This is a genomic window from Chitinasiproducens palmae, from assembly GCF_900095735.1.
GTDB lineage: Bacteria > Pseudomonadota > Gammaproteobacteria > Burkholderiales > Burkholderiaceae > Chitinasiproducens > Chitinasiproducens palmae.
The window spans coordinates 185,921-205,136 of record NZ_FNLO01000001.1 but is presented as its reverse complement, the minus strand read 5'-3'; the positions used below and the strand labels follow the sequence as shown (position 1 = coordinate 205,136).

Sequence of the window (19,216 nt, the reverse complement as noted above, 5' to 3'; positions counted from 1 at the left end):
TCTCCTTTTCGATATTCGACGCTAGGCCACGCGACAGGCCAGCCCGGCGCGCAATGTCAGGCCGTTGCCCGCGCGGCTCAGATCCGGCCGGATGACACCGGCCGCCGGCACCGGTACGCCGTCGAACAGCATCGCCTCCACGCGTACATGGTCATGGAACCATTCGATGTGGCGCAGTCTAGGCGCCGCGCACGCGACGTGCAGGTGCAAGGCGGGGGCGCAGTGCGCCGAGAAATCGGTGTGGGCCGCGTCGGCCTGCGCCGCCGCCGCGAGGAAACCGGTGAACCCGCCACAGCGAGTCGCATCGGCTTGCAGCACGTCGACCGCCTCGGTCCTCAGCAGCGTGCGGAACGCTTCCGGCGTGGCTGCATACTCGCCGGCCGCCACGTCCACCGCTAGGCCGCGCGCGCCGATGCCATCGCGCACCCGACGTAGTCCGGACGCGTCATCGGACGAGACCGGCTCCTCGAACCAGCGCACGTCATGCCGCGCCACTGTTTCGATGAACGCCAGTGCCGTGCGCGGTGTCAGCGCGCCGTTGGCATCGACGAACAGTGCAGCGTCGCCGATCGCGCGGCGCGCAATTGCAACTCGCGCGGGATCGCGTCCGATCTCGGCGCCGATTTTCATCTTGACGGCGTGGCAGCCGTCTCGCTCGACCCAGTCCGCGAGCTGCTTTGCCAATTGCCCATCGTCGTAACTGGTGAAACCGCCACTGCCATAGATCGGCACCGCATCGCGCACGGCACCGAACAACACACAAAGCGGTACGTCGAGCAGGCGCGCCTTCAGATCCCACAGCGCACAGTCGACGGCGGAGAGCGCGTCCATGGCCAGACCGTTCCCACCCAGATTGCGTACCGCGTGAAGCAGGGCTCGGTGAGCGCGTTGAGGAGCAAGGGGATCCTGCGCGCGTATCGCGTCGGCCAGCGTGTCGTTGAGCAGACCCACCACGCACGAATCGGTATACGAGTAACCGACACCGGTGTGGCCGCCCGCGTCCAGTTCGACAGCGACCAGCGTGGTGGCGCGCCACGTCAGCGTGCCATCCGCTTCCGGCGCATCGCAAGGGATGCGGTAGGCGGATACGCGCAGTGCGTCGATTGGGACGGTATTCGGCATTGGAGGCGCACTCGTGTAAACGATCGAGAAGGACACTGCAGGGGCAACCGCTGGCCGGCAAAGCGGCGGCCGACGAGACGACTTCCAATATGCGGCCGCCCTGGCAATACAACCGCAGTGCAAGACGACCGAGTGCAATGCAACGGCGCTGCAAGCACGCTTGCCGCACCGTCGCGCGCTCAGTCCCTTCGGCTTTGCAAGAGTCGAGCCCGTAAGGCGGTCGAAGGCACCGACAAGATACGGCTGGCGACAACTTGCCACCGAGGAGCAACCAAGGCATGTGCTCGCGACGGCCGACCCGGCAGCGATCTGGCGGCGGGAACGGTACGTGCAGCAAGTGCCTGATTGCGGCCCTGGCCGCATGGTTCTCAAAACGAGGAGGAGACGATGTCCGAAGCACTCGATCTGCGCGGTCTGGCGCGCTTCATGACCGACAATTCGCTACGGCTGGTCACTGTCGAGTCATGCACCGCCGGTCTGATGGCGGCACTCATCGGCGATTTGTCCGGCAGTGGGCAATGGTTCGAGGGCGCACTCGTCACCTACTCTCCCGACGTCAAGCGTGACGTCGCAGGCGTCTCGCACCTGACCATCGAACGCTATGGCCTGACCAGTGAGGAAGTCGCCCGCGAGATGGCCGAAGGCGCGCTTTCACGCACCGATGCGCAAATCGCCGTCGCCAACACTGGCCTGGCGGAAGCCCCGCCCGACGGCGAGGGTCCGCCGGCCGGCACGCAATGTTTTGCCTGGGCCATTCGCGACAGCGCCAGCGGACTGCCGCGCGTCTTCAGCGAGACCACCCGCTTCGATGGCGAACGCAACGAGATCCGCCACGCCGCCGCCCGCTACGGTCTTGCGCGTATCGAGCAGTACCATCGCCGCGCACGCAGCGAGGCAGCCAGCGCGACCAGCACGACCAGCACGACCAGCGCAAGCCGCGAAACCGCGGCCGCCGATGCCAAGCAACGGGCGCAACAATCGCGCATCATCGCCGAGCTGGGTGTCAGCCGGGAGTTCGATGCAGCAGAGGAAGTGGCACACCGAATCGACTTCCTCCGCGACTACCTGCTCAAGGCAAACCAGCACGCGTATGTGCTTGGCATCAGCGGCGGCGTCGATTCCACGACGGCCGGGCGGCTGGCGCAGCTTGCCTGCGAGCGCGCCCGGCAACAGGGTCACGCCGCGCGCTTCTACGCGGTCCGGCTGCCGTACGGCGCCCAGGCGGACGAAGCCGATGCGCAGCGCGCGCTGGCATTCATTCGCGCCGACGAGATCTTGACGGTCAACGTGAAGCCCGCATCGGACGCGATGCTGGCGTCGCTGCGCGAGGCCAAGGTGGCGTTCAAGGACGACGCGCACGCGGATTTCGTGCTCGGCAACATCTAGGCGCGCGAGCGGATGATTGCGCAGTATGCGATTGCCGGTGCAGTCGGCGGTCTGGTGATCGGCACCGATCACGCCGCAGAGGCGTTGATGGGCTTCTTCACCAAGTTCGGCGACGGCGCGGCGGACATCACGCCGCTCGCCGGCCTGAACAAACGTAGGGTGCGAGCGCTGGCCGAAGCGTTGGGCGCCTCCGAAGCGCTGTCGCTGAAGGTGCCGACCGCGGATCTGGAAACGCTGACACCGCAGCGGCCCGACGAGGATGCCTATGGCGTGACCTACGCGCAGATCGACGACTTCCTCGAAGGCAAGTCGACCCCCGACACGATCTACCGGACCATCATGCGCTTCTACGAAGGCACGCATCACAAGCGCGCGCTGCCCGTCGCTCCGTGACCAGACGCGGCGGCGTGGCCGATCTGTCCGGTCGCCTGGGGCGGGCGGCGCGCTAGGCGGCGCCGGTCCGCCGCCAGGCGAAGCCGCGCGCCATCTCGCCGCCGACGGCGTGCAGGCTGACCGGCAGGCGCAACGTCACTTCGGTGCCGGCCGAGGAACTGTCGATCGACAGCGCGGCCTGTAGACGGGCCGCGCGCAACCGCATTCCGCTCAGGCCCCGCGACCCGGTCGAACGAGGCGCGCCGTCGAAGCCTCGCCCGTCATCGACGACCTGCACGTACACCGCGTCGCCGTCGGCGCGTGCGCTGAGCCGGATGTGCGTCGGGGCGGCGTGCTGCAACGCATTGTTGATGGCTTCCTGCACAATGCGCAACACTGCCAGGGCGGAGTCGGGCGTCAGGTAGTCCAGTTCGGGCAGGGGCGGACGGACATCCCACTCCAGCGTGATGCCGAGCGCGCGCAAGCGTGGCGCGAGACGGAAACGCAGATTGCCGAGCAGCGGCAGCAGGTCCTGCTCGGTCAGGTCCAGCGAGTCGATGATCAGACGCAGGTCCTGCAGCGACTCCTCGATCGTGCGCGCCAATTCGGCACGGTTGACGTCTTCCCGGCGCGCCAGATGCAAGGCGGTGATCAGGTGCGAGCCCATGCCGTCATGCATGTCCTGCAGGATGCGGTTGCGTTCCGCCTGAATGGCCGCGCGCTGCTCCGAGGCCGCCTTGTCGCGGTCGAGGATGAACCGCTCGGCGAAGAAGAACAGCAGCACCACGCAAAACGGCGCGGCGCCGACGATGCTCCACCGGAAAGCGTCCCACGGCAGCAGTTCCATCAGGATCAGGTTCGATTGCGCGATGGTCACCAACCACAACGCGGCCGTCAGCCCCAGCAATGCGAGCTTGGTCGAACGCCGCTGCCACGCATGACGCAACAGCAGCGCGACCACGACCGCTCGCACCGCAACGTGCAGCCACGTGATCAGCCAGAGCCGGTCGCTGGCCTCGCCGGCGATGGTCAGCGCCAGCGCCGCGAGCAGCGTCAACGCGGAGCTGATGTGGATCACCCAGAGCAGGCCGCGGATGCGCACGCCGCTCATCCGGTAACCGAACACGCACAGCATCCAGTACATCGACGTAGTGATGCCGACGCGGACCGTCTGCTCCTCGCCGCGCATGATCGGCAATTCAAGGAACGTGTACGACGTGGTCGAGATGACTGCCACCATCAGCAGCAGGTGCACCACCGTCAGACGTCGCTGCAACCAGATATGCGCAGCCAGGAAGCAGAGGGCCGCGCCGAGCACCACCAACATCGCGTACGGGATGACCACCTGCATCGCATAACGCCAGCGCCAGCTGCTGCGGACCGCATGCTCGGGAGCCAGGCGTATCGCCGACAGGCCACTGCGCACTTTCTCGCTGCCCTGCAACCGTATTTCCAGAACGTTGCGGCCACTGCGAAACAGCCCCGTCGGCAGGATCAAATGCACCGGTTCATCGGCCATGCGTGCGCCCAGGCTGCCGTCCGGACCATCGAAGCGCACGCCGGGGTTGAGCAGCGAACCGTTCAACCAGAATTCGGCGGCCAAGGCAACGTGCGGCACGAAGAGCACCATCGGCTGTTCCGGTGGCGCATGCAGATCGAACGGGATGCGGTACCAGGCGAAGCCCGCCAGTCGGGGATGGCTACGCCGCCAGTTATCGGGCAGGCGCACTGCCGTCCAGCCTTCGCGTGGCGGCATGGCGCCCGCGGCTGGCGCGAACAGCGCATGCTTGAACGACAGGTCGGGCGCCGTTTCGCCGCCCGCCGCCGACGCCGCGAGCGCCACGGACGTCGACAGCCACCCAAGCACGATGAGCAGGCAGCCCGCCAACCATGCCGCGGCGCGGCCTGCCCGTCGCCGGGCAACGCGCGCGCCGGGCACCGCGTTCAAAGGATCAGCCCCTTGCGACGCGCGGTATTGACTGCCTCGACGCGGTTGTGCACCGCGAGCTTGCTGTAGATATTTTTGATGTGCGTGGTGACCGTGTGATACGAGATGGCCAGCAATTCGGCGGTCTCGGCCACCGTATAGCCTTGCGAGATGCGCGTCAGGATGTCGATCTCCCGCGCGGTAAGCGCGTCCACGTCCGGCGCGGACGCCGCTGTCGCCTGGCTGGCGCGCGCGGCCGGCGCCAGGCGCTTGAGCAGATGGCGCGCGACCTGCGGCGAGAGCGGCGAGCCACCCTCATGGACCGCGGCGATCGACCGGACCAATTCGTCGGCCGTCGTGTCCTTGAGCAGATAGCCACGCGCACCGGCCTGGATCGCCCGGATCACGTGCGCTTCGTCGCCGAACACGGTGCTGACCAGCACCAGGGTGCCAGGCGCGCGCTCACGCAGCATCGCGATCAACTCGGCGCCGTCGCCATCCGGCAGGCCCAGATCGACGATGGCCACGTCGGGCGCTGCCGCCATCAGGGCGGCGCGGGCGTCGGCCAGCGTCGCGGCGCTGCCAAGCAGGGTGAACCCTGCACTGTCGCGCACCATCGCTTCGAATGCCGCACGCATGCGGTCGTCGTCCTCGACTACGAAGACACGAATCGTCGGGCGCGAACTCATCGCATCCGCGCCACGCGGCGCCTGGCTTGAAGCATGTTGTTCTCCTGAGCGCGGCTTGGTCCGCGCCACTGTCGTGCGCCCATCGGCGGCCGGCCAAGGGCACCGCCGCCGTGCCACCCATTATTGGCGAGCCAATCCTTGCGCCACGGCATACTGTAGACGCGGGCGGACTGCCAGGCATCCCGCGAAACGGGGAGCGCAGATGCCCGCGATTATACGGGGACGCACGCGGCGCCAGCCGCCGCATCGCGGCGGCGCGGCATCGGAGGGCACAGCGGTTGCTTGCAATAGGCGGAGCAAGCGACCGGCAGGTCGCATCCCAGCAACCCAAGAAGCGCCCGCGCCCCGCGTCGGCGCGCCGATCAGAACGGAGGCCATTCAGATGCAACTCTATTATTCGCCCGGTGCCTGCAGTCTCGCGGATCACATTGCGCTGCACGAAGCAGATATCAAATTCGACCGGATCAAGGTCGACCTGAAGGCAAAGCGGACGGAAAACGGCGAAAATTTCCTCGACATCAACCCGAAGGGCTATGTGCCGGCGCTGCGGCTCGACGATGGGCAACTACTGACGGAGAACATCGCGGTCCTGTCCTGGGTGGCGCGCCAGGCTCCGGCGCTGGCGCCGCAGGGCGATCTCGCGCCGTTCCGCCTGATCGAGATGCTGGCCTTCATCTCGACGGAACTGCACAAGCAATTCGCCCCCATCTTCAAGGGCGCGGGCGAGGCGGAACAGCAGGCGGCGCGCGACAAGATCGGCCAGCGGCTCAGCTACCTCGACAAACAGTTGAACGGCGACTACCTGTTCGGCGCGAACGCAACCGTTGCCGACAGCTATCTGTTCGTGATGCTGATGTGGGCGCAGAAAGCCGGCATCGAAATCCCGTCGAAGCTCAAGACCTACTTCGAACGCGTCAAGGCACGGCCGGCCGTCGCCAAGTCGCTTGAACACGAGGGACTGAACGGCTGATCCGAGCGGCGGACCGGAGCAAGCGGTCCGGCTGATTCGAGAAATCGGTGGCGGGCGGGCCGGCATGACGCCGGCCCGCGCCCCCGCAAGGCGACCGGGTGCCACCTATGATGTCAGGTGCCCGCCAGCACGGAGGTCGGTCGCGAAACAGGCGTGCTGCGCGTGTCCGCCAATCTCTTCACGGCAGCAACGCATGCCGCAACTGATGTTCGCGACGACGCTTGATGCGTTCACGCCGCGCCACGTCCCACTGGTAGAAGCCCTCCCCGCTGCGCACACCGGTCTGCCCAGCCGCGACCTTCTGCTCCAGCACCGCCAGCACGTGCTCGTCCTTCGCGAGTTCCGGCATCAGATGCCGCGAGATGTCGAGGAAGGTGTCCAGCCCGCCCATGTCCGCGGCTTCCAGCGGGCCTACCATGCCGTATCGTCGGCCAAGCGAGGCTTTCATCACCGTGTCGATGGTGGCCGCGTCGGCCACGCCCTCCTGTAGCAGGTGCAGCGCTTCGCGCAGAATCGCGAACTGAATGCGATTGCCGACGAAGCCCGGCACCGCGCGTTTCAGGATGACCGATTCCAGCGCATTGTCGACGAGCAGTGCGTGCAAGCGTTGCAGCAACGCCGGATCGGTCGCCGTGCCCGGCACCAGCTCGACCAGCGGAATGAAGTGCGGCGGGTTCCAGAAATGCGCGATCAACAGGCGTTGCGGACGGCGCATGCCTTCGGCAAGCTGGTCGGGCGGGAAGCCGCTGGTATTGCTGGCGATGATCGCATCGTCGCCGAGCACCCGTTCCAGGTCCGCATAGAGGCGATGCTTCAACGCCAATCGCTCCGGCGCGGCTTCGATGACCAGGTCGCTGCCCGCCAGCGCCTCGAGGTCCGTGACGCCGCGCAGCCGCGCCACCGTGGTGTCGGCTTGCGCCCCGTCGAAGCGCCCGCTGTCGGCGAGTTCCGCAAGGATCGAGCGCGCCACCCCAGGTACCTCGGCGATCCGCTTCGGATCCACGTCGAACAGTCGAACGGGCAGTCCGAAGCGTGCAAAGTGGGTGGCGATGCCGACGCCCATCAAACCGGCGCCGACGACTGAGATAGTCTGGGAAGAAGTCATGGATGCGTGCAGTCAGCTTCGACAAGCTTCGCACTTTACTGCGCCGCGTGCGAATGCGAAAGCAGCGGCTCGGTCTCGCCGCCGCCCAGCCGCGCGGGTCGGCCGCCAACCCGCCCATCGATGCGCGGACCCGAGCCCGCTACAGGGTCCGCGGACCTAGGCCAGCCGCGCCGCGATCGCGGCGCCGACCTCGGCGGTGCTGCTCGTGCCGCCGAGATCGCGCGTACGTGGGCCCGTACCTGGCCCTTCACGCAGCGTCGCTTCGATGGCGGCGATGATCTCGTCATGCGCGGCCTGCTCGGGACCCGTGCCGCGGCCAAGGAATTCGAGCATCATCGCCGCCGACCAGATCATCGCGATCGGATTCGCAATGCCCTTGCCGGCGATGTCCGGGGCCGAGCCGTGGACCGGCTCGAACAGCGACGGAAACCGGCGCTCTGGGTCGAGATTCGCGGACGGCGCGAGACCGATCGTACCGGTACAGGCGGGGCCCAGGTCCGACAGGATATCGCCGAACAGATTGGTCGCCACCACCACGTCGAAGCGGTCCGGACTGAGCACGAACCGCGCGCTCAGAATGTCGATGTGTTGTTTGTCCCAGGTCACGTCCGGATACTCGCTGCCGATTTCGGCAGCGAGCTTGTCCCACCACGGCATGCTGATCGCAATGCCGTTGCTTTTCGTCGCGACTGTCAGCGTGCGACGCGCGCGTCGCTGCGCGAGATCGAACGCAAAGCGAAGCACGCGTTCGCTGCCGCGCCGGGTGAACACCGACTCCTGCAACACGAACTCGCGGTCCGTTCCCTCGAACATCACGCCGCCGATCGACGAGTATTCGCCTTCGGTGTTCTCGCGGACGATCCAGAAGTCGATATCGCCGGCCTGTCGATTCGCAAGCGGTGACGGCACGCCCTCGAACAATCGTGCCGGCCGCAGATTCACATACTGGTCGAATTCGCGTCGAAACTTCAGCAGCGAGCCCCACAGCGAAATGTGATCCGGCACGCTGTCGGGCCAACCGACCGCGCCGAACAGGATCGCGTCGGTCTGCAGCAACTGGTCCTTCCAGTCGTCGGGCATCATCTTGCCGTGCCGCGCATAGTAGTCGCAGCTTGCCCATTCGATCTCGCGATACGCCAGCTCGATGCCATGGCGCCGCGCAACGGTGTCAAGCACGCGCAACGCTTCAGGCATCACCTCCTTGCCAATGCCGTCGCCTGGAATGACCGCTATCGTATGCCGCTGGCTCATGCTGCGTCGTCTCCTTGTTGTGCTGTCGTGCTGTTGTGCTGTCGTGCTGTTGTGCTGTTGTGCTGTCGTGCTGTTGTGCTGTCGTGCTGTTGTGCTGTCATGCGCATGTGCCACGACACGCGCGAGCGTGACGGGCATCACAGCGAAACCCCGATTGTAGGCGGGCGCCGGCGTGTCGTGAAATGGGCGCGAACTTCGCCGGGCAAGGTGACCACAGTGGCGAGAGCCGGCGGCGCGATGCCGATGCCAATGCCGATGCCAATGCCGATGCCGATGCCGCAGCGCGCGTGGCGGGCCGGTGTCGACCGCTGTGGCAAGGATGGCGTGCAACGGCGGCGAGACCGGCATCTGCGCGCGCGGATGCCGGTCCACCAAGCAGTCCACCAAGCAGTCCACCAAGCAGTCCACCAAGCAGTCCACCGACCAGTCCACCAACGTCAGTCCGTCAACAGCTCCCGCACGCGAACCGCCAGCGCGTCCATCGCGAACGGCTTGGTCAGAATCGACATCCCTGGCGCGAGACTGCCGTTGCCGATCACCGCCGCATCGGCAAAGCCGGTGATGAACAGCACCTTGAGCCTCGGATGCAGGCGCCTGGCCGCATCGGCGAGTTGCCTGCCATTCATGCCGCCGGGCAGCCCGACGTCCGTGACCAGCGCATCGAGCCGCTCCAACTGCTCGATGCGCCGCAGCGCCGTCGCACCATCCTCGGCTTCCAGCACGTGATACCCGAAGCCAGCGAGCACTTCGCTTGCCACCATGCGAATGACCGCTTCATCGTCGACTACCATGATCGCCTCGCCCGGTTGCACCTCCGGGGCCACCGGCTCGGGCATGTCGTCTTCGTCGGTCTGCGGCGCTTCCGACATGCATGGCAGATGGATCGAAACCGTGGTGCCGACGTCGACGGTCGAATGAATCCGGACCTGCCCGCCCGACTGCTTGGCGAAACCGTAGATCATCGACAACCCGAGCCCTGTGCCCTGCCCCAGCGGCTTGGTTGTGAAGAAGGGGTCGAACGCGCGCTTGGCTACGTCGGGCGGCATGCCGGTGCCGTTGTCGGTAACTGCAAGCCGCACGTATTCGCCGGGCGCGACTTCCTGCTCGCGCGCCAGTACCTCGTTGACCACCACGTTGCTGCTCTCGATCGTCAACTTGCCGCCGCCCGGCATCGCGTCGCGGGCATTGATCGCCAGGTTCAGCAGCGCGTTCTCCAGCTGATTCGGATCGCACAGGATCAGTTCGGGACCAGCGGCGAGCACGGTCGAAACGGAGATGGACGGGCCGACCGTGCGGCGGATCAGGTCCTCCATGCCCGCAATCAATTCATTGGCGTTGATCGCCTTCGGCGCGAGCGTCTGCCGGCGAGAAAACGCCAGCAGGCGGTGGGTAAGTGCCGCGGCGCGATGGGCCGAGGTCAGCGCGGCCGTCGCGAACCGGTCGAGATCGTTGATGCGCCCCTGCTTGAGCCGCGCCTGCACCACTTCCAGACTCCCCGTGATGCCTGCCAGCAGGTTGTTGAAGTCGTGCGCGATGCCGCCCGTCAACTGCCCGACCGCCTCCATCTTCTGGCTCTGCCGCAGGCGCTCCTCGGCGGCCTGCCGCTCGCGCTGTTCGAGCTCGAGCGCCCGCGTGCGCTCCTGCACGCGGGCCTCGAGCTCGCTGGCTGCCTGGCGCAGCGCTTCCTGCAGTTCGTGTTGCTGCTGCGTGTCCTCGACCGTGCCGTACCAGCGTACGACGCGCCCGGCGTCGTCACGGCGCGGATAAGCTTGCACACGCGCCCACCGATAGCCGCCGTCGGCCTGGCGCAACCGCACGGTCACGTCGTACGCCTCGCCGCGCGCGACCGCGTCCCGCCACGCGTGTGCCATCGCGTGCCGGTCTTCGGGGTGCGCAACGTTCTGCCAACCGTCGCCGAGCGTAGCCGCCTCGTCGACGCCGGTCATCACCACCCACCGCGCGTCGACGGAATCGACGGCGCCGCCGGGGTCCGCGGTCCAGGGAATTTGCGGATTGTGTTCGGTCGACGCCCGATAGTGGTCCTCGCGCTCGCGCAGGACCGCCTCCTTCGCACGCATTTCGTCGAGGCTGCGTAGCCGGTTGACCGCTGCCGCCAGCAGGTTCGCGTAGCTGCGCAGGAACTGCACGTCGTCATCGCTGAAGTTGCGCGGTACGCGGCTGTCGACCTCGAGCAAGCCGTACGGCGGCGAGCCGGTCGGTCCGATGATGATCACGCTCACCAGTGCGCGCACGTTGGTCGCATGCAGGAGTTCGGCGTGCGCGAAGCGCTCGTCACTGCGCGCAATGTCGGGTGACGAAACCGGCTTGCCCGTGCGAATCGCCTGTCCTTCGGCAGTACTGGCCTCGGCGCGCAACAGGCTGTTTCCCGCCATCTCGGCAGGCAGGTTGACGCCTGCGCGCACCAGCATTGTCACGCCGTCCGGCTGCAGTTCGAGCACCTTCGCGAAGTCTGCCCGGATGCCGTCAAGCGCCAATTCGCAGGCGCGGTGCAAAATCGTGTCCAGCCGATCCGCGCGTAGCGCATACTCTCCGAATTCGGCGAGTATCGCCCGCTGTCTGAGCAGGATCGACTCGCGATCCAGAAGTGAGTGCATGCTGTTTTTTCCTTGGCGGTACGCATTGCCGCCCGAGCCGCCGGACACTCGTGGCTCGCAAGCTTCGTACCTTCGCGGTCCAACGCGCACTCGTTTTGCCCATCGCACTGTCTGTCCGGCAGCACTGAAATGTCGGCCACGCCGCCGGGCAGGCGCGCCGCCGAAGATCCGCCTGGGCGCCGTCCTGCGGCCGCGCAAGCCCCCTATTGAACTGATCATTGTCTGCCGTGCCTGCCTCCGCGCCCCAACTGACCATCCTGCCAATCGCACGTGTTGTGGAGGCGCCGGAGGCGCTTACGCTGTTGCAGGCGGCGCTCGCCGCAGGCGTCGTGCTACCCAGCTCGTGCCGTAACGGGACGTGCCGGGCCTGCCTCTGTCGGCTCGTCAACGGCGACGTGCGCTATCGCATCGAATGGCCCGGCGTGACGGCGGAGGAGCGGCGCGAGGGCTGGCTGCTGCCCTGCGTCGCGGTCGCCGTAGCCGACGTGACCATCGAACAGCCGGAAGCCATCGACGCCTGCGATCTGCCGGTTCGGCTGGCCCGGCCGCGCTTCTGAGCGCCATTCCATTGCAGGCGGCGATACGCGAGGCGGTGCCCGATGGCACCGCATGCAGCCGTCGCGCCTCGACGGTTCGCCCTGTCGGGAATCCGCATTGCTTTACGGAACGGAGTCGCCAAGCGGCGGCGCGATCGTGTGCAGCGGAGGTGAACAGTGGATCAGGACGACATCTCGCCGTCGCGCCGCCGTCTAGTGACGGGCGCGACCATCGGACTCGCCGCGGGGCTGGCTGCTCCCGCGCTCGCGCAGCGCAGTGCGGGCGCGGCAGGGCCCGCCAACGCCACCACGGGGGCCACTGAACGCGGCGTCGGCACCGCCGGCGGCAGCGCGGCCGCGGCCAATGCGACCAGCGGCGTGCAGCCGATGCGCGATGTGCGAGACCTCTATCCAAAACCGCCGTTTCCTCACCAGTCCCAGCCTTGGCCCGGATTGGCAGGCCGCATGACGCCGCGACCCGACCACGGCGAGGACAGCTATCGCGGCAGCGGACGTTTGGCGGGGCGCAAGGCGCTGATCAGCGGCGGCGATTCCGGTATCGGACGCGCGGCAGCGATCGCCTATGCGCGCGAGGGTGCCGACGTGGCGATCGGCTATCTGCCCGCCGAAGAAGCGGACGCGCGCGAGGTGCTTGAACTGATTCGGGCGGCGGGCCGCAAGGCCGTCGCGCTGCCCGGAGATATTCGCGATCGGGCTTTCTGCAAACAGATCGTCGCGCAAGCCGCTCGCGAGTTGAACGGCCTCGACATCCTGGTCAACAACGCGGCGCGCCAGCGCACGCACGACTCGATCCTCGAAATCAGCGACGAGGATTTCGACTGGACCATCCGCACCAATCTCTACGCGATGTTCTGGATCACGCGCGAAGCCGTGCCATTGATGCCGCCCGGCGCGACCATCATCAATACCGCGTCGGTGAACGCGTACAACCCGTCGGCCAATCTGCTCGATTATTCGGCCACCAAGGGCGCGATCGTCGCCTTCACCAAAAGCCTGGCGAAGCAGATGGTCGCGCGCGGCATCCGTGTCAACGCAGTGGCGCCGGGTCCGTTCTGGACGCCGCTGCAGGTCAGCGGCGGGCAGACCCAGGAAAAGCTTGAACAGTTCGGCGGCGACACGCCGCTCGGCCGGCCTGGACAGCTGGCCGAACTGGCGCCTTATTACGTGATGCTCGCGTCGACCGAATCGAGCTATGTCACCGGTCAGGTGCTGGGTGCGACCGGCGGCGGCGGTCAGCCCTGACCGTCGCGCGATGCCGGGCGAAGTGGCACCGTTCCGCTCGACTCGGAGCTGCCACTTCGTCGGCGGGCGCTCAGTGCAGGCGGTCGCGCGCCGCCACTGCGTCGCGGCTGTCCGGTGTCGGACGGCCCGACCAGTAACCGGCCAGCAGCGAACCCGAGAGGTTGTGCCAGACAGAGAACAGCGCGCCCGGCAGGGCGGCGAGCGGCGTGAAATACAGCTTGCCGAGTGTCGCCGCCAAACCGGAGTTCTGCATGCCGACCTCCAATGCCAGCGTGCGGCACACCGCTTCATCGAAGCCCAGCAGCCGGCCGCCCCAGTAGCCGCCGAGCAGGCCAATGCCATTGTGCAGCACCACCGCAACCATCACCATCGGGCCGACCGAGGCAATGCTTGCCTGCGTACCGGCAACCACCGCGCCGATGATCGCGAGAATCGCGAGCACGGAGATCACCGGCAGCACGGGCTCGATGCGTCGCACGAACGCATGCAGGAAGTGATTGATGACCAGACCGAGCACCACCGGGATCGCGACCACTTCGACGATGCTCTTCAGCAGCCCACCCACGTCGACCGCGATGTCGGCCGACACGTACAGGCGCGTCAGAAGCGGGGTGGCGATCACGCCGACGAAGGTCGACATCGCGCTGATGGTGACCGACAGGGCCACGTCGCCGCGCGACAGGTAGACCATCACCGTCGAGGCGGTGCCGCTGGCCACGCTGCCGACCAGGATCATGCCGGTGGTCAGGTCGGGCGGCATGTGCAAGGCTTTCGCGATCGCCCAGGCCGCAAGCGGCATGATCAGGTAATGCAGGCCCAGCCCAGCCAGCACCGGCCCGGGTCGCACGATGACCCGACGGAAATCCTCGAAGCGCAGCGTGACGCCCATCGAGAACATGATCACCGCGAGCAGCGTGGTGACGGAGGGGCCGATCGGCCGGAACACCGAAGGCGCGAAGTAGGCGGCAATTGCCACGAGCAGCGCCCATAGCGGGAACAAGCGGGTGATAAACGACATGCGGGCGTCTCCTTTGTATGGTCGGGCTCGGCGAGCCGGCCATGCAAGGCGAGTCGGCCCGAAGCGGCGCCGATTCTACTCCCCGACGCCACGGTGTGGCGCAAAACGGCAGCGAAATTCGAGACAGCCCGGCGCGCAGCGTGGCGTGCGCGCCATGGCGGCCGACGAGCCGGCCGCGCAGGAATGCGCGCCTTTCGCCCGGTACCGACCGCCAAGCGGTCAAGCCAGCGCGCCAACCGCGCTTCATTGCGGTATGCTTTCAACGCATAAGCCACGGACTGCGCCGCCCGGATGATCTCGATCTATCAGCTCAAACCGAAGTTCCAGTCCCTGCTCCGCCCGCTCGTGCGCAAGCTGCATGCACGCGGCGTCACGGCGAATCAGGTCACGCTCGCCGCGTGCGCGGTGTCGCTGGTTTGCGGCGCGATCGTCGCGATCGCGGCGACCGATGTGCACCCGGCGGTGTTCTGGCTGATCCCGACCTGGATGTTCGTGCGCATGGCCTTGAACGCCGTCGACGGCATGCTTGCCCGAGAGTTCGGCCAGGCCTCGGCGCTCGGCGCCTATTTCAACGAGCTCTGCGACGTGATCGCGGACAGCGCGCTGTTCCTGCCGTTCGCGTTGCTGCCCGGCGTCTGGCCGGCTGTCGTCGTGCTGGTCACCCTGCTCGCGGTGTTTACCGAGTATGCGGGTGTGATGGCGCCGCTGATCGGCGGGACGCGTCGCTACGATGGCCCGATGGGAAAGAGCGACCGCGCGTTCGTGTTCGGCCTGCTGGCTGCCGGTGTGGCGCTCGGCTGGCTGTCGTTCGTCTGGCTCAACACCGCGTTCGTGCTGCTGAGTCTGTTGCTGGCCTGGACGATCTGGAACCGGGTGCAACGCGGCGTGGCCGCGCGCGAGGCGTCGGAGGGGGCGCAATGAGCCAGCACGACGCCAGCCTTGCCGGCCCACTGGAAGCCGCTCCCGCCAACGCCAATGCAAGACAGGATGGCTCGCCCGTGGCCCCGCGCGATGCGGTCGGCACAGCGCCCGATGGCGCAACCGACGAAGCATGCTATGAGGCGGTGCCGGACGGTGTGACGCCCGCGTTGCCCGAGCGGCGCCCCAGCGCGCAGCATCGCTTCGCCAGTCACGACGGCGTCGAACTGGTATACCGGCATTGGCCGGCGGCGCATGTCGCACCGGCAGCGCGCCGCGGCATCGTGTTGTTTCATCGCGGTCACGAGCACGCCGGCCGCATTGCGCATCTGGTCGACGAGCTGGCGCTGCCCGACGTCGACTTCTTCGCATGGGACGCGCGTGGCCATGGCGAATCGCCGGGCGAGCGCGGCGACAGTCCGGGTTTTGCGCACAGCGTTCGCGACATCCAGTCGTTCGTCTCGCATATCGGCGAACGCCACGGCATCCGCTGCGAGGCGCTGGCCGTCGTCGCGCAAAGCGTTGGCGCGGTGCTCGCCGCCACCTGGGTGCACGACTACGCGCCGCCGATCCGCGCATTGGTGCTCGCCTCGCCTGCGTTCGACATCAAGCTGTATGTGCCGCTGGCAAAACCGGGCTTGCGCCTGCTGCACGCGCTGCGCGGCAACTTCTTCATCAACAGCTATGTGAAGCCTCGGCTGCTGACGCACGACGCGGCGCGCGTCGCCAGCTATCAGACGGATCCGTTGATCGCGCGCGCCATTTCGGTCCGCATGCTGCTGGGCCTGTACGATGCCGCGCGCCGCGTCGTCGCCGACGCGCAAGCGATCCATGCCCCGACCCAGCTGTTGATCTCCGGTTCGGATTTCGTCGTGCATCGCAAGCCGCAGGACCGCTTCTTCGACCGGCTCGGCACCACCCGCAAGGAACGGCACGTCCTGCCCGGCTTTTTTCACGACACGCTGGGCGAACGCGATCGCGCGCCGGCCGTCGCCGCGGTGCGGCGCTTCGTGCTGACCTGCTTCGACACGCCGGCGACAGGCCCCGACCTACGCGACGCCGACCGAATCGGCCCGATGCGCGCGGAGGCCGATGCGCTGGCCACGCCGCTGCGGCGCGGCTCGCCAGCCGATCTGTACTGGCGCACCACGCGTGCGTCGCTGCGCCTGGCGGCCACCGTGTCGGCCGGGGTGCGTCTCGGCATCGAAACCGGCTTCGACTCCGGCAGCACGCTCGACTACGTCTACAGGAACGAACCGGGCGGGCGTGGTGGACTGGGCGGCTTGATCGACAAGCAGTACCTGAATTCGATCGGCTGGCGCGGCATCCGCCAGCGCAAGGTGCATCTCGAAGCCATGCTCGCGCAAGCCTGCAACGCATTGCGCGCACATGGCATGCCGGTGCACATCATGGACATTGCCGCGGGTCATGGACGTTACGTGCTGGACGCGGTACAACGGCTGACCGCGCCACCTGATTCCGTGCTGCTGCGCGACTACAGCGAGATCAATGTGCGAGAAGGACGCGCGCTGATCGCCGCGCGACAGCTTGGGGCCATCGCGCGCTTCGAGGCGGGCAATGCCTTCGACCGCCAGGACCTCGCCGCACGATCGCCTCGCCCGACCGTGGCGGTGGTGTCGGGGCTGTACGAGCTGTTCTCCGACAATCGCCTGGTGAGCACTTCCTTGGCCGGTCTCGCCGAAGCGGTGCCAGCCGATGGCTATCTCGTTTATACCGGACAGCCCTGGCACCCGCAGCTGGCGTTCATCGCACGCGCGCTGACCAGCCATCGCGGCGGCCAGGCTTGGGTCATGCGCCGACGCACGCAGGCCGAGCTCGATCAGCTGGTGGCGGCGGCCGGCTTCGAAAAGATCGATATGCGGATCGATCAGTGGGGCATCTTCACCGTCTCGGTCGCGCGCCGTCGATGAGCGTGGCGGCCATGCAGCGCGCCGGAGCCTTCGCGTGACGTCCGCTGGCGATCCATCGCAAGGCGCCGCGCCGCTGCCGGAGGGTGCGGCGACGCTGCCTTCGATCGTTGACCAGAAGGGCGTGAACGACGCGCCCGCTGGCGGCGCCGGCGATCGCGAGCATGGGCTGTTTGGCCGTGCGTTGCTCTGGCTGGTCTTTCTCGGACCGTTCTTCTTCGCGAGCTACGGCTTCGCAACGTGGTACTCGAGTCGCTTGCCTTCGGTGCACAGCATCGTATATAGCTGGGAGTCCGCCATCCCGCTATGGCCGTGGACCATCGTGCCGTACTGGTCGATCGACCTGCTCTACGGGCTGTCGTTGCTGCTGTGCGCCAGCCGTCGCGAACTCGATGCCCACGCCAGGCGCCTGTTGACCGCACAGGTGATCTGTGTCGCCGGCTTTCTGCTGTTCCCGCTGCGCTACGCCCATGCACGCCCCGCATCGGACGGCTTGTTTGGCTGGCTTTTCGATGTGCTCGGCGGTTTCGACAAGCCGTTCAACCAGGCGCCATCGCTGCACATCGCGTTGCTGGTGATCCTGTGGGTCCGATATGCGGCCCATCTTCCCCCAGATCCGCCGCCGAATCCGCCAGCCCACCCGCCGGCCGGCAACGGCCGCTGGCGCCATGCCCATCGGCCGGCGCGCTGGCTGCTGCACGGCTGGTTCGCGTTGATTGGACTGTCGGTGCTCACCACCTGGCAGCACCATTTCATCGACCTGCCGACCGGCGCACTGGTCGGCTGGCTCGCGGTATGGCTCTGGCCCGACGGCGGCGGCACGCCGCTGCACGGCATGCGTGGCCTGCCGGACGCGCGGCGCCGACAGCTCGGCGTGCGCTATCTGAGTGGCGCAGTGGCGTGCGCGGCGCCCGCTGCGTGGGGCGGAGCGTGGCTGTGGCTGCTGTGGCCGGCGAGCAGCCTCGCGCTGGTGGCTGCGGCGTACCTGGCCATCGGACCGGCGGCGTTTCAGAAGGATCGCAGGGGGCGCCTGAGTCTCGCCGTGCGATGGCTGGCACCGTTCTACGTGATGGCCGCATGGTTCAACTCGCGGGCCTGGACCGGGCGCCACCCTCGCCCCGACGCAATTACCGACGACGTCTGGCTGGGGCGCATACCGTCCGGGCGCGACCTGGCGCGTGACGGTTTTGCCGGCATCGTAGACTTGTGCGCGGAGCTGCCGATTGCCCCGGGCACGCGGCTGTATCGCAATCTGCCGGTGCTGGACCTGACCGCCCCGGCGCCGGACACCTGCCTGGCGGCGGCGCGCACCATCGAGACGATGCGCGCGCACGGACCTGTGCTGGTGTGCTGCGCGCTCGGTTACTCACGCAGCGCGACCGCCGTCGCCGCGTGGCTGCTGTTGAGCGGCCGGGCCGCCAATGTCGACGATGCGTGCGGGCAACTGGCGGCGCGGCGTGCAGGCATCGTTCTGGGCGCCGCGCAGCGAGCAAGCCTTGCGATGCTGGCGCCGACGATGCGCGACGGCGCGCGATCGGCGGCAACGCTCGCCGACGCGTGTGTGCTGGAGCCGGTTGCGTTGGAGACGCTGCGCCGATGAGCGAGACATCTGTTCCATCGCAGGCGCCGGCGGACTCGGGTTCGGCGCAGACGCCGCCATCGCTGCAAGCGGCCGGCGCCGCAGCGCCTGCCACTGGCATCGCCCCTGCTGCGGTCGCGGCACTGCTCCGCCGCGGACGCGACCTCGATCGGCTCGCGGGATGCCTCGCGGTCGCCGGCTTGTTTGGCATGGCGGCAAGCTGGAGCGCCGCGGCCTCGCAGCCTCGCCTGCTGTGGGTGCTATGCGTCGTGTCTATCGTGTCAGTCCTGCCGCAGAAATACTGGGCGATACGTGTCGCGCTCGATGCCGACCTGTTCCGTCTCGGCGATGCAGCGGCCATCGATACGACGCTCGGCGCCCTTCGGCTGATGCCGGCGAACAAGGCGGGTCGATCATGGGATGCACGTGCGCGCGGCGCGCTGCGTCTGCTGCGCCGACAGGCTGCCTGCGTCGGCGTGCAGCTGCTGGTTCTGGCGTGCGCTTTTGCGACCTTGCGGTGGCCCGCGTGATGAGCAC

At 67.5% G+C, this 19,216-nt stretch carries 14 protein-coding genes and 2 pseudogenes; 9 read left to right on the top strand and 7 right to left on the bottom strand.

Annotated features, from left to right (window positions below):
- Positions 1–21: 21 nt before the first annotated feature.
- Positions 22–1,122, bottom strand: a complete 1,101-nt coding sequence (locus BLU54_RS00660) for an enolase C-terminal domain-like protein (RefSeq protein WP_091903557.1) — start codon at positions 1,120–1,122, stop codon at positions 22–24.
- A 387-nt stretch (positions 1,123–1,509) separates the two neighbouring features.
- Between BLU54_RS00660 and BLU54_RS00655 the strand changes: the two are divergent.
- Both BLU54_RS00655 and nadE read left to right on the top strand, forming a co-directional pair.
- Positions 1,510–1,932, top strand: a pseudogene (locus tag BLU54_RS00655) (CinA family protein); the annotation flags it as partial.
- 174 nt (positions 1,933–2,106) lie between these two features.
- Positions 2,107–2,901, top strand: a pseudogene (gene nadE / locus BLU54_RS00650) (ammonia-dependent NAD(+) synthetase).
- Between the two features lie 52 nt (positions 2,902–2,953).
- Here the strand turns inward: nadE and BLU54_RS00645 are convergent.
- Positions 2,954–4,819, bottom strand: a complete 1,866-nt coding sequence (locus tag BLU54_RS00645) for a sensor histidine kinase (protein WP_328586092.1) — start codon at positions 4,817–4,819, stop codon at positions 2,954–2,956.
- A gap of 5 nt (positions 4,820–4,824) precedes the next feature.
- Positions 4,825–5,496 carry a response regulator transcription factor gene (locus BLU54_RS00640; protein WP_091903553.1) on the bottom strand — a complete coding sequence of 224 codons (672 nt, stop codon included), beginning with the start codon at positions 5,494–5,496 and terminating at the stop codon, positions 4,825–4,827.
- A gap of 382 nt (positions 5,497–5,878) precedes the next feature.
- Here BLU54_RS00640 and BLU54_RS00635 point away from each other — a divergent pair, with 382 nt between their 5' ends.
- On the top strand, positions 5,879–6,466 hold the full coding sequence (locus BLU54_RS00635) for a glutathione S-transferase family protein (protein ID WP_091903551.1): 588 nt from the start codon (positions 5,879–5,881) through the stop codon (positions 6,464–6,466).
- Positions 6,467–6,644: 178 nt separating this feature from the next.
- On the opposite strand, the gene BLU54_RS00630 is transcribed toward BLU54_RS00635, so the two are convergent.
- The 3 genes from BLU54_RS00630 to BLU54_RS00620 form a co-directional block, all read right to left on the bottom strand.
- Positions 6,645–7,571, bottom strand: a complete 927-nt coding sequence (locus BLU54_RS00630) for a 3-hydroxyacyl-CoA dehydrogenase family protein (RefSeq protein ID WP_091903549.1) — start codon at positions 7,569–7,571, stop codon at positions 6,645–6,647.
- Between the two features lie 156 nt (positions 7,572–7,727).
- Entirely contained in the window at positions 7,728–8,822 is a 1,095-nt protein-coding gene (locus BLU54_RS00625) for a tartrate dehydrogenase (RefSeq protein ID WP_091904436.1), read from the bottom strand.
- A gap of 437 nt (positions 8,823–9,259) precedes the next feature.
- Positions 9,260–11,437 (bottom strand): ATP-binding protein, encoded by a 2,178-nt coding sequence (locus tag BLU54_RS00620; RefSeq protein WP_170844959.1) that lies wholly within the window; start codon positions 11,435–11,437, stop codon positions 9,260–9,262.
- A 227-nt stretch (positions 11,438–11,664) separates the two neighbouring features.
- Here BLU54_RS00620 and BLU54_RS00615 point away from each other — a divergent pair, with 227 nt between their 5' ends.
- Together BLU54_RS00615 and BLU54_RS00610 are read left to right on the top strand one after the other, a co-directional pair.
- Positions 11,665–11,994 carry a 2Fe-2S iron-sulfur cluster-binding protein gene (locus tag BLU54_RS00615; protein ID WP_091904434.1) on the top strand — a complete coding sequence of 110 codons (330 nt, stop codon included), beginning with the start codon at positions 11,665–11,667 and terminating at the stop codon, positions 11,992–11,994.
- Between the two features lie 156 nt (positions 11,995–12,150).
- Positions 12,151–13,236, top strand: a complete 1,086-nt coding sequence (locus BLU54_RS00610) for an SDR family oxidoreductase (RefSeq protein WP_091903545.1) — start codon at positions 12,151–12,153, stop codon at positions 13,234–13,236.
- A gap of 70 nt (positions 13,237–13,306) precedes the next feature.
- Here the strand turns inward: BLU54_RS00610 and panS are convergent, their stop codons facing one another.
- Complete coding sequence (gene panS / locus BLU54_RS00605) at positions 13,307–14,254, bottom strand: ketopantoate/pantoate/pantothenate transporter PanS (RefSeq protein ID WP_091903543.1); 948 nt, start codon at positions 14,252–14,254, stop codon at positions 13,307–13,309.
- A gap of 291 nt (positions 14,255–14,545) precedes the next feature.
- On the opposite strand from panS, the gene BLU54_RS00600 reads away from it, so the two are divergent.
- The 4 genes from BLU54_RS00600 to BLU54_RS00585 are packed head-to-tail and all read left to right on the top strand — an operon-like array spanning position 14,546 to position 19,209.
- The gene (locus tag BLU54_RS00600; RefSeq protein ID WP_091903541.1) at positions 14,546–15,175 is read left to right on the top strand and encodes a CDP-alcohol phosphatidyltransferase family protein; all 630 of its coding nucleotides are present in this window, start codon (positions 14,546–14,548) and stop codon (positions 15,173–15,175) included.
- Positions 15,172–17,103, top strand: coding sequence for a bifunctional alpha/beta hydrolase/class I SAM-dependent methyltransferase (locus BLU54_RS00595; RefSeq protein ID WP_091903539.1), 1,932 nt, complete (start codon positions 15,172–15,174; stop codon positions 17,101–17,103). Before BLU54_RS00600 ends, BLU54_RS00595 begins: the two co-directional genes overlap by 4 nt.
- 34 nt (positions 17,104–17,137) lie before the next feature.
- Positions 17,138–18,700 (top strand): phosphatase PAP2/dual specificity phosphatase family protein, encoded by a 1,563-nt coding sequence (locus BLU54_RS00590; RefSeq protein ID WP_211435273.1) that lies wholly within the window; start codon positions 17,138–17,140, stop codon positions 18,698–18,700.
- Complete coding sequence (locus BLU54_RS00585) at positions 18,697–19,209, top strand: hypothetical protein (RefSeq protein ID WP_211435272.1); 513 nt, start codon at positions 18,697–18,699, stop codon at positions 19,207–19,209. Before BLU54_RS00590 ends, BLU54_RS00585 begins: the two co-directional genes overlap by 4 nt.
- Positions 19,210–19,216: the final 7 nt, after the last annotated feature.